This window comes from Chromobacterium sp. LK1 (genome assembly GCF_001043555.1).
GTDB lineage: Bacteria > Pseudomonadota > Gammaproteobacteria > Burkholderiales > Chromobacteriaceae > Chromobacterium > Chromobacterium aquaticum.
Genome location: NZ_LDUI01000039.1, coordinates 1 through 13,123 on the forward strand (window position 1 = coordinate 1; position 13,123 = coordinate 13,123).

General features: G+C 62.5%; 20 protein-coding genes. 10 read left to right on the forward strand and 10 right to left on the reverse strand.

Annotated features, from left to right (window positions below):
- Positions 1-132 precede the first annotated feature (132 nt).
- The 4 genes from grxD to VI26_RS16855 all read left to right on the forward strand — a co-directional run bounded on the left by grxD (position 133) and on the right by VI26_RS16855 (position 3,510).
- Entirely contained in the window at positions 133-444 is a 312-nt protein-coding gene (gene grxD, locus VI26_RS16840; RefSeq protein WP_019100724.1) for a Grx4 family monothiol glutaredoxin, read from the forward strand.
- A 123-nt stretch (positions 445-567) separates the two neighbouring features.
- Positions 568-1,380 (forward strand): EAL domain-containing protein, encoded by an 813-nt coding sequence (locus VI26_RS16845; protein ID WP_048410921.1) that lies wholly within the window; start codon positions 568-570, stop codon positions 1,378-1,380.
- A 137-nt stretch (positions 1,381-1,517) separates the two neighbouring features.
- Positions 1,518-2,150, forward strand: a complete 633-nt coding sequence (gene upp / locus VI26_RS16850) for a uracil phosphoribosyltransferase (RefSeq protein WP_019100726.1) — start codon at positions 1,518-1,520, stop codon at positions 2,148-2,150.
- A 115-nt stretch (positions 2,151-2,265) separates the two neighbouring features.
- Complete coding sequence (locus tag VI26_RS16855; protein ID WP_048410922.1) at positions 2,266-3,510, forward strand: uracil-xanthine permease family protein; 1,245 nt, start codon at positions 2,266-2,268, stop codon at positions 3,508-3,510.
- A 198-nt stretch (positions 3,511-3,708) separates the two neighbouring features.
- On the opposite strand, the gene VI26_RS16860 is transcribed toward VI26_RS16855, so the two are convergent.
- Positions 3,709-4,608, reverse strand: coding sequence for a LysR family transcriptional regulator (locus VI26_RS16860; RefSeq protein ID WP_048410923.1), 900 nt, complete (start codon positions 4,606-4,608; stop codon positions 3,709-3,711).
- 194 nt (positions 4,609-4,802) lie between these two features.
- Here VI26_RS16860 and VI26_RS24840 point away from each other — a divergent pair, with 194 nt between their 5' ends.
- From VI26_RS24840 to VI26_RS24850, 4 genes are all read left to right on the forward strand, one after another.
- The gene (locus VI26_RS24840) at positions 4,803-4,970 is read left to right on the forward strand and encodes a hypothetical protein (RefSeq protein WP_197081512.1); all 168 of its coding nucleotides are present in this window, start codon (positions 4,803-4,805) and stop codon (positions 4,968-4,970) included.
- Between the two features lie 29 nt (positions 4,971-4,999).
- Positions 5,000-5,164: a hypothetical protein gene (locus VI26_RS24845; RefSeq protein ID WP_197081513.1), complete on the forward strand. Its 165-nt coding sequence runs from the start codon at positions 5,000-5,002 to the stop codon at positions 5,162-5,164.
- 147 nt (positions 5,165-5,311) lie between these two features.
- Complete coding sequence (locus VI26_RS16865) at positions 5,312-5,509, forward strand: hypothetical protein (protein WP_048410924.1); 198 nt, start codon at positions 5,312-5,314, stop codon at positions 5,507-5,509.
- A 238-nt stretch (positions 5,510-5,747) separates the two neighbouring features.
- Positions 5,748-5,915 (forward strand): hypothetical protein, encoded by a 168-nt coding sequence (locus tag VI26_RS24850; RefSeq protein ID WP_197081514.1) that lies wholly within the window; start codon positions 5,748-5,750, stop codon positions 5,913-5,915.
- Between the two features lie 43 nt (positions 5,916-5,958).
- Here the strand turns inward: VI26_RS24850 and VI26_RS16870 are convergent, their stop codons facing one another.
- A complete protein-coding gene (locus tag VI26_RS16870; protein WP_048410925.1) occupies positions 5,959-6,462 on the reverse strand; it encodes a GNAT family N-acetyltransferase in 504 nt (167 codons plus the stop codon).
- Positions 6,463-6,635: 173 nt separating this feature from the next.
- Here VI26_RS16870 and VI26_RS16875 point away from each other — a divergent pair, with 173 nt between their 5' ends.
- Both VI26_RS16875 and VI26_RS16880 read left to right on the forward strand, forming a co-directional pair.
- Positions 6,636-7,187, forward strand: coding sequence for a hydrolase (locus tag VI26_RS16875; RefSeq protein ID WP_048410926.1), 552 nt, complete (start codon positions 6,636-6,638; stop codon positions 7,185-7,187).
- Between the two features lie 539 nt (positions 7,188-7,726).
- Positions 7,727-8,062, forward strand: coding sequence for a DUF2322 family protein (locus VI26_RS16880; protein ID WP_048410927.1), 336 nt, complete (start codon positions 7,727-7,729; stop codon positions 8,060-8,062).
- 81 nt (positions 8,063-8,143) lie between these two features.
- On the opposite strand, the gene rplI is transcribed toward VI26_RS16880, so the two are convergent.
- The 8 genes from rplI to rlmB all read right to left on the reverse strand — a co-directional run bounded on the left by rplI (position 8,144) and on the right by rlmB (position 13,067).
- Complete coding sequence (rplI, locus tag VI26_RS16885; RefSeq protein ID WP_048410928.1) at positions 8,144-8,593, reverse strand: 50S ribosomal protein L9; 450 nt, start codon at positions 8,591-8,593, stop codon at positions 8,144-8,146.
- Positions 8,594-8,615: 22 nt separating this feature from the next.
- Positions 8,616-8,843, reverse strand: coding sequence for a 30S ribosomal protein S18 (gene rpsR / locus VI26_RS16890; protein WP_011137185.1), 228 nt, complete (start codon positions 8,841-8,843; stop codon positions 8,616-8,618).
- 5 nt (positions 8,844-8,848) lie between these two features.
- Positions 8,849-9,148 (reverse strand): primosomal replication protein N, encoded by a 300-nt coding sequence (gene priB / locus VI26_RS16895; RefSeq protein WP_048410929.1) that lies wholly within the window; start codon positions 9,146-9,148, stop codon positions 8,849-8,851.
- An 18-nt stretch (positions 9,149-9,166) separates the two neighbouring features.
- Positions 9,167-9,544, reverse strand: a complete 378-nt coding sequence (gene rpsF, locus VI26_RS16900; RefSeq protein ID WP_048410930.1) for a 30S ribosomal protein S6 — start codon at positions 9,542-9,544, stop codon at positions 9,167-9,169.
- 330 nt (positions 9,545-9,874) lie between these two features.
- Positions 9,875-10,177 carry a hypothetical protein gene (locus tag VI26_RS16905; RefSeq protein ID WP_048410931.1) on the reverse strand — a complete coding sequence of 101 codons (303 nt, stop codon included), beginning with the start codon at positions 10,175-10,177 and terminating at the stop codon, positions 9,875-9,877.
- Between the two features lie 25 nt (positions 10,178-10,202).
- Complete coding sequence (locus tag VI26_RS16910) at positions 10,203-10,529, reverse strand: metal-sensitive transcriptional regulator (RefSeq protein ID WP_048410932.1); 327 nt, start codon at positions 10,527-10,529, stop codon at positions 10,203-10,205.
- A 107-nt stretch (positions 10,530-10,636) separates the two neighbouring features.
- Positions 10,637-12,133, reverse strand: a complete 1,497-nt coding sequence (locus VI26_RS16915) for a multicopper oxidase family protein (RefSeq protein ID WP_048410933.1) — start codon at positions 12,131-12,133, stop codon at positions 10,637-10,639.
- A gap of 178 nt (positions 12,134-12,311) precedes the next feature.
- Positions 12,312-13,067: a 23S rRNA (guanosine(2251)-2'-O)-methyltransferase RlmB gene (gene rlmB, locus VI26_RS16920; protein ID WP_048410934.1), complete on the reverse strand. Its 756-nt coding sequence runs from the start codon at positions 13,065-13,067 to the stop codon at positions 12,312-12,314.
- Positions 13,068-13,123 lie beyond the last annotated feature (56 nt).

The window sequence follows — 13,123 nt, forward strand, 5'->3', positions numbered from 1 at the left end:
TGTACAAGTGGTACATGAGCATTCTGAAGCCGGTACTCATCGTGCCATGTCTCTACCGAAGCGCAGCAGACTTTGAACAGGCTCTCAGGCGCAAACCCGCAGCCAGATTAACAATCCCAGCAAGGACCATAGATGAGCGCGCAACAAACCATCCAGCAAACCGTGACCGACAACCCGGTGGTGCTGTTCATGAAGGGCTCGGCCCAATTCCCGCAATGCGGTTTTTCCTCCCGCGCGGTGCAGATTCTCAAGGCCTGTGGCCTGGAACAGTTCGTCACCGTGGACGTGCTGCAGGACGCAGACATCCGCCAGGGCATCAAGGACTTCTCCAACTGGCCGACCATTCCGCAGCTGTATGTGAAGGGCGAATTCGTCGGCGGCTCCGACATCATGTACGAGATGTTCCAGAACGGCGAACTGCAGGAATTGCTGAAAGACCTGTGATTCAGTGTCCCGCCAAGGTCCCGGCTCCGGCCGGGACCTTTATTTTTGCCACGGCATTTCGCGTTTCGAAAACATTAAGCATGTCATACAATCAGGGTGATATCCGCGCGCCCTAGCCAACTCATGCCGACACATCAGGACCACTCCCCCGTCTCCGTACCCGCCAACGCCATGCCGATAGAGGAAATCTGGCGCGCCTTGGTCAACGATCAGCTCATCCCCTGGTTCCAACCCATAGTCGATATCGCCAGCCGCAAGGTGATCGCGGCCGAAGCGCTGGCGCGCTGGCAGCACCCGGCGCTGGGCGTGCTGTCGCCGGTCAGCTTTGTGCCGGCGATGGAAGAGCGCGGCATGATACGCGAGCTGACCGAACTGATACTGGAGAAATCGCTGTACGCCTGCAGCGACTGGCAGGAGCGCGGCCACGACATCCCGGTCAGCATCAACCTGACCTCGATGTCGCTGGAAGATGACAGCCTGTGCGATCAACTGCTGCAGAAAGTGCGCATCCTGGGACTGGAGCCGGCCAAACTGACGCTGGAATTTTCCGAATCCACGCTGCGTCAGCACTGGCTCAAGGCCGACGCCAAGCTGGCCCAACTACGCGCGGCCGGTTTCGGCACCGGCATAGACGAATTCGGCATCGGCGTCACCCTGACCGACAAGCTGCTGAGCAGCCATTTCAGCATGCTGAAGGTGGACCGCGCCTTCGTGCAGGGCGTCAACACCAACCAGCACCTACAGGCCATATTGCGCGAGGACTTCGGCCTGGCCAAGGCCGCCGGCCTCACCACCGTGGCCATAGGCGTGGAGGACAGCGCCGACCTGGCCACGCTGACCGAGCTGGGCTGCGACGCGGTACAGGGCTACATCTGCAGCGCGCCCTGCGCCGCCGCGGAATTCTTGCAGTGGATTTCGGAATGGGAAAAGGGGTAAAATACCGCCCCATACCAAATACCCCGCACTGGCAGCCCGATAGCAATGAAGGCTGCCGGTTTCATAATTAATACCAAGAGCTGCTTTCGGCGCGCCCGCGCCGAAAGCAGCTCTTTGCCAAGGTATGGGAACGTCTCATGAACATCACCGTCGTCCAGCACCCGCTGGTGCAACACAAACTCGGCCTGCTGCGCGAAGCCGATACCAGCACCATGAAATTCCGCCAACTGACCCAGGAACTGGCGCGCCTGCTCGCCTATGAAGCCACCCGCGACTTCGAACTGGAAAGCGTCACCATAGATGGCTGGTGCGGCAAGATCGACGTCCAGCAGATCAAGGGCAAGAAAGTCACCGTGGTCCCCATCCTGCGCGCCGGCATCGGCATGCTGGACGGCGTGCTCGACCTGGTGCCCTCGGCCAAGATCAGCGTGGTCGGCCTGGCCCGCAACGAAGAAACGCTGGAACCGGTGTCCTACTTCGAGAAATTCGTCGGCAATCTGGACGAGCGCATCGCCATCATCATCGACCCGATGCTGGCCACCGGCGGCTCCCTGGTCGCCACCATAGACCTGCTCAAGCGCAATGGCTGCAAGCAGATCAAGGCGGTGGTGATGGTGGCCGCGCCCGAAGGCGTGAAGATCGTCAACGACGCCCACCCGGACGTGCAGATCTACGCCGCCTCGCTCGACAGCCACCTGAACGAGCACGGCTACATCATCCCCGGCCTCGGCGACGCCGGCGACAAGATCTTCGGCACCAAGCAAGCCTGATCATGAGCCCATCCAGCGCCGCTGCTCCCATTACCGGAAGCGGCGCTTTTTTGCGCCCGCGCGCAAGCCGCCGCACCCCAAAAAAACCAATAGAAACGACCAGAGGAAATCTCGCATGTTCCAACAACTGAAACTGGCCGTGTCCGGCGCCCAGATCCTGTTCGTCGCCTTCGGCGCGCTGGTGCTGGTGCCGCTGCTGACCGGCCTCAATCCGGCGATGGCGCTGCTGGGCGCCGGCGTCGGCACCCTGCTGTTCCAGCTATGCACCCGTCGCCAGGTACCCATCTTCCTGGGCTCCTCCTTCGCCTTCATCGGCCCCATCATCTATTCGATGCACACCTGGGGCCAGGGCGCGACGCTGTTCGGCCTGTTCTGCGCCGGCTTCATGTACTTCCTGTTCGCCGCCGTGGTCCGCTGGCGCGGCATGAACTTCGTCAACCGGCTGCTGCCGCCGGTGGTGATAGGCCCGGTGATCATGATCATCGGCCTGTCGGTGGCCACCGCCGCATCCGGCATGGCGATGGGCCTGGCCGGCGGCAAGCAGGCGACGCCTTATGGCGTGTCGATGCTGCTGGCGGCGATCTCGCTGAGCACCACCATCGTGGTCTCCATCTTCGCGCGCGGCCTGTTCAAACTGGTGCCCATTCTGGCCGGCGTCATCGTCGGCTATATCGCCGCCGCGCTGTTCGGCGTGGTGGACTTCGCCAAGCTGGCCGCCGCGCCGTGGTTCGCGATGCCGGCCTTCCACAGCCCGGAAGTCAACTGGGCGGCCGCGCTGTTCATGCTGCCGGTGGCCATTGCGCCGGCCATCGAGCACATCGGCGGCGTGATGGCGATAGGCGGCGTCACCGGCAAGGACTACACCAAGTCGCCGGGCTTGCACCGCACCCTGGCCGGCGACGGCCTGGGCGTCTGCGTGGCCGGCCTGATCGGCGGCCCGCCGGTGACCACTTACGCCGAAGTGACCGGCGCGGTAATGATCACCCGCAACTTCAACCCGGTCACCATGACCTGGGCCGCGCTGTTCGCGATCGCCATGGCCTTCTTCGGCAAGTTCAACGCGCTGCTGCAATCCATCCCGCTGCCGGTGATGGGCGGCATCATGGTGCTCTTGTTCGGCACTATCGCCTCCATCGGCCTGAAAACCCTGATCGAGGCCAAGGTGGACCTGATGGAACCGCGCAATCTGGTGATCATCTCGGTGGTGCTCACCGCCGGCATCGGCGGACTCAGCCTGAAGCTGGGCGATTTCGAACTGGCCGGCGTCGGCCTGTGCTCGCTGCTGGCCATCGTGCTGAACCTGCTGCTGCCCAAGCGCGCCGCCAGCCATGACGGCATCGTCGAGGGCCAGGACGTGTAAGAGCCTGTTTACGATCTGCTGCGCTTCCGCGATACGGCGTTGGAAATGACCTCAGAATGCTCATGTACCGTATGTACATTCCGCTTCTTCGGTCATTTCCGCCTTGTCTCGCTCTTGCTCGCGAGATCGTAAACAGGCTCTAAGAACCCGCTCGCAATTGAGCCCATCCAGCCGGCGCCCTCGCGGACGCCGGCTTTTTCACGGCCTCAGCTCACCCGCCTCCACCGCCCGTTCCAGCCGTTGGATGAACCACTGCAAAGCCTTGCCCGGCTGCACCTGCTTCCAGGCGAAACACATCTGGTGGTCCGGGCTATCCTCCGCCACCTCCTTGGCCACCAGTTCGCCGCTGGCCAGATAAGGGCCCACCATGGAACGCGGCAGATAGCCGCTACCCAGGCCGGCCAGGATCACGTCCAGCTTGGCGCGGCTGCTGTGCACGGTCAGCACCTCCTGTCCATCCAGCAAACCTCCGGTGCGCGGCTGCAAGCGCCGCGAGGTGTCGCCTATCGCCACCGCGCGGTGCTGACGCAGCACATGCGGCGGCAAGGGCTTGTCCTCCGCCGTCAGCGGATGGCCGGCGGCCACCACCAGCACGAAATCATAGCTGCCTATGGTGCGGGTGAAATAATCGCCGGGCGGCGGCATATTGGGCGCGCCTATCACCAGGTCGGCGCGGTCGTCGTACAAGGCGTCCCAAGTGCCGCCGAAAATCTCGCTGCGGAAAATCAGCCGCGTCGCCGAGGCCAGTTGATCGAATTCCGAGATCAAGGGAATCACCTGGGCGAAGTCCACCAGATCGCCGATCACGATGCGCAACTGGTGCTCCCAGCCCTGAGCCTGCTTGCTGACGCGCAGTTCCAGCTGGCGCGCCGCGTCCAGCAAATGACGGCCGTCTCGCAACAGGCGCTCGCCGGCCGGCGTCAGCCGGGCGCGGTGGCCGCTGCGATCGTAGATCTGCACGCCCAGGCTCTGCTCCAGTTTCTGCACGGTATAGGTAACCGCTGACGGCACCCGGAACAAGGCGTCCGCAGCGGCGGCGAAGCTGCCGTGGTTGTCGATGGCGTCCAGCACCAGCAAAGCGTCGAGTGATAGTTTCATATTCAAATTTACTGATGGTTCAGTGCAAATCATTCCGCTATCTGCGGCGACAAAACATCCTTAAGATTCAGTCACTAAGTCGCACAGCCCGCCAAACAAGGCGATGCGACCACTTAGCGGCGAAGCGAGACGATTCTAGCATTTTGAACATCTTCTCCGCCGCCAAGCCACTCAATCACACAAGGATTTTGACCATGTTGAAGCACACCCTTATTGCCGCCCTGTCTTTGATCGTGTTGTCCGGCGCTGCCACCGCCGGCGGTGAAGGCGCCAGCAACGCCCGTGAAATGCGCGAGCGCATGCAGGCCCAGATCGCCGCCAAGCAGGCGCAAGCCCCGGCCCAGGCTCCGCAAGCCAAATAAGCGAACCTACACTTTACAAGGAATTCCCCATGCTGAAACAAACCGTAATCGCCGCCCTGTCCCTGATCGTGTTGTCCGGCGCCGCCACCGCCGGCGGCGAGGGCGCCAGCAATGCCCGTGAAATGCGCGAGCGCATGCAGGCCCAGATCGCCGCCAAGCAGGCCCCGGCGCAAACCGCCCAAGCCGGCAAATAAGCACATTGTAAACGCGATCAAAACTCATTAGCGCACCCGCACAATCGTTTACCGCACGGCGCCCAGGCCCGCCATAGAATATCGACTCAAGCCCAAGCCGCCGCAAGCCGGCCCATGCGGGCAAGATCGTCGCGAAAGGAAACCATCATGAAAAAAGTCATACTGAGCACGCTGTCCCTGCTGCTATTGTCCGGCGCCGCCATGGCCGGCGGCGAAGGCGCCAGCAATGCCCGCGAAATGCGCGCGCGCATGGATGCCCAGATCGCAGCCCAGCAGGCCGCTGTCCAGCAGGACAGCAAGCAACAAGCCAGCACCCAGCAGGACAACGCCGGCAGCAAGAGCTGATGCCGATATCGCGCCCTTCCGCCGCTATCGCGGCGAAGGGCCGCGCCGCCAAGCCTGGGCGGCACATATTCCTTAGCAAATTGCCACCTGCTTTCAGCAGACAAGCCGTCGGCATTCACTAGAATTCAAGAGCAAAACCAGCCGTCATCGCGGCGGGCTTTGCCAGGCCCGCAGCCGACCCCGTCGACGCTCAGCGCCGCACCGGTCGACCGGTCAATCTGTCATGAAAGGAAACATCATGCTGAAGAAAACCGTACTGACCACTCTGTCCCTGATCCTGCTGTCCAGCGCCGCGTTGGCGGGCGAAGGACTCTCCAATATGTGGGAAATGCGCGCGCGCATGGATGCGCAACTGCAAGGACAGCAACAACAGGCGCCACAGGCGCAAGACGCCTCCGGCAAATAAACCCAGCAATGCCAGGCCAGCGCCTGCTTACGCAGGCGCTTTGTCATTCCGGCCGGCGCAGTCGCGCCATGATCAAGGTGTCCTCATAGCGACCGGCGCGCAGTTGCTCCATCCGCCGCCGTCCTTCCAGCTCGAAACCGAACTTGCGGTACAGCGCGATCGCCGGCTCGTTGTCATGCACCACCGCCAACTCCACCCGCAGCAGCCCCAGCCAGTTGTCGGCCAGTTCCAGCAAGGCCCGCAGCAAGGCCGATCCCACGCCGCGACCATGCCAGTCCGGGTGCACCACGATGAACAGGCTGGCCGCGTGCCGGATGCGCGGACGCTCGTTACCTATCAGGCCGGCATTGCCTATCACCCGCCCTTCGGCGTTACAGGCCACCAGGGAATGCACATGTGGCGGCGTTTGCGCCAGTTTCCGCCGCCAGTCCTCGACCGATTGATAGGGCAGTTGCAATGTATTGGCCACCACCGGCTCCAATACCATCATCGCCGCCAAGGCGGACGCATCTTCTGGCTCCACTTTCCGGATACGCAGTTCCTGCACAATTCATCTCCTGTCGATTATCGCGATTCAATCCATTCCTCATCATCAGCGGAATCGGGCGAGCCCGGCAAGAGGAAATGACAAAGTGATTTCAGCGCGGCGCAAGTCCCGGCCAAAACAGGTATCCTGATACGTTGCGACAAGCCCTCTCAACACCTCTAAGGAGCGCATTTATGCTGATGCACAAGGAGCTGGCCAGCTTGCTGGTGGTGGATGTTCAGGAAAAGCTGGCGCCGGCAGTGGTGGACGCCGCCGGCATGGCGGCGCGCTGTCGCTGGCTGATAGGCGTGGCCGGCGACAACGACGTGCCAGTGGTGTTTTCCGAGCAATACCCGCGTGGCCTAGGACACACGCTGCCGGAGCTGCTGGCCCAAGCGCCGGCGCCGACCGTGGTGGAGAAAACCCATTTTTCCTGCGTCGCCGCCAACTGCCTGCCGGAAGCCGTCTTATCCCGGCCGCAGGTGATCGTCTGCGGCATGGAAGCCCATGTCTGCGTATTGCAGACCGTGCTGGAATTGCTGGAGCTGGATAAACAGGTATTCGTGGTGGCGGACGCAGTGTCCAGCCGCAAGGCTTCCGACATCGAGTTGGGCCTGCAGCGGATGCGCGACGCCGGCGCCGTCATCGTCAGCAAGGAAATGGTCTTGTTCGAGTGCCTGCGCCAGGCCGGCGGCGACCATTTCAAACGGATGAGCCAGCGTTACCTGATGGGCGAACAGCCCTGAAAACTGGTTCAAAGCCTGTTGCGCGCCGCCTCGAAATGCTCATGCACCACGCGTGCATTCCGCTTTCTCAGCCGCAACGCCTTGTCTCGATCTAACGCGCGAGACTTCGCCCTGGCGCAGAAAGCGAAACGGGGTCGCCGGCTTCGCCGATCGACCCCGATCCAAGGCGGCTGTGCCGCTCTCTTATCCCCTTTGGAGACTGGCGCGAGATGCCGGGCGCGGCCCGATCATCACCAGATCGTCTTTAATCTAGCAATTGCCGTGCCAAGTTAACAGTTCAACGCCAAGCTGTTGATTGCTTAACAAATTCGCAACACAATGCCAGGACAAGCATGCTTTAATGGGCGCTATCGCGGCAAGAACTGCACCAATACAAGGCAAGCCGCACCAAAAATGTGCATTCGCCGCGCGCCCGACGAACTTTATCCGCCCGGCGCGCGCCTAACATCAAGGCGCGCCAGAACCAGCCCGCCCCGTGCCCCAGCCCAACGGACCGCAGCCATCGGCCCGCCACGAAAAAGACAATAGGAAACCACATCATGCAAGCAAGCGCTTTCAAGGACATCCTCACCACCCTGCCCGCCGTCGACGACATCCACGCCATCGTGCTGCTGGACGCCAAGGGCGAGCCGGTCGGCCGGCTGGACAATCAGCCCGGCAGCGCCGGCTCGGTCCGCGTCTATCACGCGCTGATCAAGCGCCACGGTCACATCGACCGCAAGGCCGCGCGCGAAGGTCTGGAACTGTACGCCGAACACACGCCGGACGCGCGCGCCAATCCGGGCAAGCACCCCAATATCGACCGCCTGCTGTCCATCGCCGAGGCCGATGCGCCCGGCCTGCGCGCGCGCCTGGTGCTGAGCCAGGACGATTGACGCCGCGCGCCAAGGCGCGCACAAACAAAAAGCCCGCTCGAATGAGCGGGCTTTTTGTTAAAGCGTTCCTGAAAGCAGGAATTAAGCTTCGGCAACCACCACGATCTTGATCGGGGTCACGACGTCGTGATGCAGAGCGATCTCGATGTCGTACTCGCCGATGGCCTTGAACGGGCCGTTCGGCAGGCGAACTTCGGTGCGCTTAACCGCAACGCCGAAGGCGGTCACGGCTTCAGCCACGTCGGCGTTGGTCACGGAACCGAACAGACGGCCGTCAACGCCGGCTTTCTGAGCGATGGTGACAACGGCTTCGTTCAGCTTCTCGGCACGGACCTTGGCATCGGCCAGGATCTCGGCTTGCTTGGCTTCCAGTTCGGCGCGACGAGCTTCGAACTGTTTCAGGTTGGCTTCGGTAGCGCGCTTGGCTTTGCCTTGCGGGATCAGGAAGTTACGGCCGTAACCATCCTTGACTTTAACCACATCACCCAGTTGACCCAGGTTGGCAACTTTTTCGAGCAGAATGATTTGCATCTTTTAAGTTCCTTTTCCCGGCTTAGTGCTGGTCGGTGTACGGCAGGAAGGCCAGGAAGCGAGCACGCTTGATAGCGGTGGTCAGCTGACGCTGGTAGCGGGCCTTGGTGCCGGTGATGCGAGCCGGAATGATTTTGCCGTTTTCGGCGATGAAGTCTTTCAGGAGATCAACGGATTTGTAGTCGATTTCCTTGATGCCTTCTGCCGTGAAGCGGCAGAACTTCTTGCGCTTGAAGAGTTGACGAGCCATTTTGACTAACCTTTTACAAATTCAACATATTCGATATTGAGTACCAACCGCGGATTCCTGAGGCTGCGCTGGGACAGAAAGCCGGTGAGATTCACCGTGTTTCCCGCCAGTTTCCCGGAAAACTTCCGGGCTTCTTCGCCTATCAGCACGGCCTGTATTTCGCAGGCCACATCCCGATCAAAACCGTGAGCTGTCTGTCTGGACTGATGCTTGAGCCACATTTCCAGCACAGGCAAGCCGGCGGGGGTGTATCTCAGCGCATCCTCGCGGTCGACCGTGGCGGTCAGTACCAGACGGTTCTGCAAGACCTCGCTCCTCGCCGATTAGGCGGAAGCTTCAGCCTCGGCTGCCGGCTGCTGGGCGTCCAGCAGGTTCTTGGCCTTTTCGTCCTTCATCATCGGGGACGCTTCGGTAACCGCGCGCTCCAGCTTGATGGTCAGGTGACGCAGAACAGCGTCGTTGAACTTGAAGGCGTGTTCGATTTCGGCCAGGGTCTCGGACTGGCACTCTACGTTCATCAGAACGTAGTGAGCCTTGTGCAGCTTCTGGATCGGGTAAGCCAGTTGACGGCGGCCCCAGTCTTCCAGACGGTGGATCTTGCCCTCAGCGGCCAGAACCATGCCCTTGTAGCGCTCGATCATGGCCGGAACCTGTTCGCTCTGGTCCGGGTGGACGATGAACACGATTTCGTAATGACGCATGTTAACTCCTTGTGGCTATTGAAGCCTTTTGCCATGCAGTTGCAAAAGGCAAGGGGTTGAAACCGCAGCATTCTACGCGTTTAAACGACGACAAGCAAATAAAATCAGGATCTTCCGCGCCGCGTGGTCGTGACTCTGTGGCGCAGGCAACGACTTGGCGTCAGCCCACGTCTCGCCAAACAGGGCATCAGACCCTGTTCTAAACCTGGCGCGCAAGAGCGGGATAGGTGAAAACGGCTAAACATAGGAATGCACTCGTGTGCATATGAGCGGTTCTGAAGATGTTTTCAAGGCCGCATCGTCTACGCGCAGCGGACTCTGAACAGGTTCTCAGAGCTTTTTGTCGCGCGTGATATCCACCACCACGCCATTGCGCAACGTCACCGTGGTGGTGTACGGAATGGTGTCGTTGGCGATCCAGGACAGCGCGCGGGTATTGGACTCGGTCACCCCCGTCGCGCTCTTGGTCTTGGTGGTCGGCCCGTCGCTGCTGTAATCCGGCGCGCCGGCCTGGGACACCAGCTCGGCCTCGGGCATGCCGTTGTGCAACTTGATATACACCTCGAACGGGATGGGCGCGGCCGTGGCCAGCGCCGAAGCGGCCAGCAGCAGGCCGGCGAGCAAGCGTTTCATATTGGCATCCTTCACCGCGCGCCGATCAGCGCACTTTTTTGACCACGTCTATCAGTTCAGTGACCATGCCGGTGGCGTCGCCCTGCTGCAGCGCCCGCGTCACACAGCCCTTCATATGGTTTTCCAGCAATTGCATGGACACCGCGTCCAGCGCCGACTTCACCGCCGCCACTTGGGTCAGGATGTCCACGCAGTAGCGGTCTGCTTCCACCATGCCGCTGATGCCACGCACCTGGCCCTCGATGCGCGCCAGCCGTTTGATCAGCGCCGCCTTGCCCGGCTGCACCACGGTTTTGTCGGAAAGCTGCGCCAGCTCTTCGCAGCAGCCGTCCGGCGTTTTTTCTCGCGTCATGTCGATCCCGAATCTCCAAACCCTAATCCAAACCATCCCAAGCCTTGTTCCGCCCGCCGGCGGCGGACGGAAGCACGGCTCATTGTGACGCAGTTGCGCGCGGACGCCTAGGGCTGCACCCGCAGCATGCCCATCATCCCGGCATCCTCATGCTCCAGAATGTGGCAGTGGAACATGCGCAGGCCCGGCATGTCCTGGCGGAAACGCAGCCGCAAGGTCTCGCCGGCGGATACATTGGCCACATCGCGCCAGGCCAGGAAGGCTTCCTCGCGCCAGACACCGTTGTTGCGGCGCGCCAGCACCTGGAACTGGGTGCCGTGGATGTGGAAGGGATGATCCATATCCGCCTGGTTATCGATGTCCCACTCTTCCACCTGGCCAACCTTGCCGTGGAAATCCACCCGCTCCATGTCGAAGGTCTTGCCATTGATCAGGAACATCGCCTGCGGATTGGCCATGTCCTCGGACAACACCACCCTGCGCCGCAGCGCCGGCGCGCCCAGGGGTTGGATTTCGCGCAGCCGCGCCGGCAGCTGCGCCGTGGCTTTGGCGACGGCGCCCCGGCGCAGCTCCAGCAGCGTCAGGTTCACGTCCTGCTCGGCCGACATCATCTTGCCGCGCCGATACGGCAGGGCCAGCAGGCCGGTGCCGTGACCTGGCGCGAAGCGTCCGGTCACCACCAGTTCGGCGCGCGCTCCGGGCGGCAGCAGCACGCTGTCCACGCGGTGCGGCCGCTGCAGCAGGCCGCCGTCGCTACCCACCAGTTCCAGTTCGTGGCCGGGCAGGGCCAGCTTGAGCACGCGCGCGCTGCTGGCGTTCCAGACCCGCCAACGCTGGCGCTCGCCGACGCCCAGCGTCAGATGCGGCCGCCAGGCGCCGTTGACCAGCAGGAACTGGCCTTCGCGGCCGTCCATGCGATCGGCGTCGCTATTGGCCGCGATCTTGCCGTCGGCGTCCAGCTTCAGGTCCGACAACACCAGTCTTTGCTCCGGCAAGTGGGCCAGCGGGTCCTTGCGGCTCTTGACCACGAACACGCCGGCCAGGCCCATATACACTTGCTCGGCGGTATGGCCGTGCGGATGCGGGTGATACCAGTAACTGCCGGCACAGCCCTGCGGCAAGGTAAAACGGTATTCTCGGCTCTGCCCCGGTAGCACCGGATCTTGCGGATTGCCGTCCTGTTCCGCCGGAATCGGCAAACCGTGCCAATGAATGGTGGTGGGCTGAGACAGGCGGTTTTCGAAGTGCAAGCGCACCTCGTCGCCTTCGAACACCTCTATCGTCGGCCCCGGCACCTGGCCGTTATAACTCCAGAACACGGTGGCGGGCTTGCCCGGCAACAAGGGCAAGGCCTGCGCGCCGGCGCTGAGCGCCGCGCTGAACACACCGGGCAAGGCGCTCTGATTACGCAGCAGCGGCAGGGCCGGCAAAGCCAGGCCCGCCGGCAAGCCCAAAGCGGCCGCGGCCGGCATCGTCTCGGCGTCCATCGCGCCATGCCCCATCGCCGCATGATCCACCGCCGCGGGCGTTGCCGCCCAGGCCTGCCGCAACAACGGAACCAGAGCCAACGCCGCGCCGGCGCCGATGAATCCACGTCTATCCATCACTGCACTCCCCTCTCGCAAATAGGATACCCAGGTAAGGTATCAACAAGACTGCGGCGGCGCCAGATCAGTTCCATATTCTGTCTACTTTTTTAGGCTCGCATCTGATCACAGTCAAACCCCGCGCCCAAGAAAAAGCCCCCGAGGACGGGGGCTTGGCGGTGCGGGCGGCCAGGGATCAATCGGCCTTGGCCTGGGCCAGCGTGCGTTGGCGGCGGCTTTCCGACAGCACCATGCCGGCGGACACCGACACGTTCAGGCTTTCCACGGTGCCGAACATCGGAATGGACACCAGCACGTCGCAATGCTCGCGGGTCAGCCGACGCATGCCCTCCCCTTCCGAGCCCATCACCCAGGCCAGCGCGCCGGCGGCATCGCAGTGGTAGAGGTCGGTATCCGCTTCCATGGTGGTGCCGGCGATCCAGATGCCGGCGTCCTTCAGGTCGCGCAGCGTGCGCGCCAGATTGGTCACCGTGATATAGGGCATCACCTCGGCGGCGCCGCACGCCACCTTGGACACAGTGGCATTGAGGCCGGCGGAGCGGTCCTTGGGCGCGATCACCGCGTGCGCGCCCATCGCGTCAGCCACCCGCAGGCAGGCGCCCAGATTGTGCGGATCGGTGACGCCGTCCAGGATCAGCAGCAGGGGCGGCTCGCTCAGATTGTCCAGCACATCGTCCAGGTGCACGAAGTTGCGGCTGGCGTCTATCGTCGCCGCCACGCCCTGGTGGCGGGCGTTGCCGCTCATGCTGTCCAGGCGCTCCTTGTCGACGATGTGCAGCTTGATGCCTTCCTCGGCGGCCTTGTCCAGCACCGCCTTGGCGCGGGCGTCGTGGCGGCCGCCGGCCAACCAGATCTCCAGCAGGCTCTTGGGGTTCTGCCACAGGCGGGCATTGATGGCGTGAAAGCCGTGGATCAGGCGTTTGTTGCTCATGGCGATTCTCGAATGACAATCCCGCCATTTTAGAGCGCGCCGCCGCCGAGGGCAAA